We start from the raw sequence: 620 nt of genomic DNA on the forward strand, positions 1-620 counted from the left end.
TATTTCTTACTTGTCTGATCATAAAGAGCTTTTACCTCACCCTCGGTAATGGCTTTGTTGTATAAGTACAATCCATCAATTGTACCTTTAAAATCAAGGTCAAAGCTACACCAACTAGAGTGTCCAATATAATTTTTAGTTCTCTCTACATTAGCCACATGATTACCATCTGCTTTTTCAGCTTCTAATTCACCATTGATATATATTTTCATTTCACCGCTAGGACTAATTGTTCCAACATAAAATAACATTTGTCCATTTACAATTGCATCACGAGCTATTAAACGACCTTTTTCTCTATTCATTACTGAGTCACTATCTATCCAGCTAGTCAGTGCCAGGTCGGAACTTCTAGTCAGTCTTGAAAACGTTACGTTCATTCCACCATCTTCACCTTTACCATTTCCGAAATCAATTATTCTTTCGAAATATCGGTCTTCTGTAAATTTAACCCAACCTGCTACCGTGAAACCGTTTGACCAATCAGCAGCTAATGTGTCTAATTTGATATAATCTCCTCCAGCTTGTCCACAACCATTATTGCCATCAACTGAGTTAAATGTATATGCATTTCCGTTAATTTCAGGATTTCCTACTACTTCAAATCCAATAGCAGCTGA

1 protein-coding gene is annotated in these 620 nt (G+C 36.1%); it reads right to left on the reverse strand.

What is annotated here, in order from left to right:
- Positions 1-620: LamG domain-containing protein (locus E1176_RS00325; RefSeq protein ID WP_155208605.1), on the reverse strand; the 620-nt coding region annotated here is incomplete at both ends.

It is taken from the genome of Fulvivirga aurantia, from assembly GCF_009711475.1.
GTDB lineage: Bacteria > Bacteroidota > Bacteroidia > Cytophagales > Cyclobacteriaceae > Fulvivirga > Fulvivirga aurantia.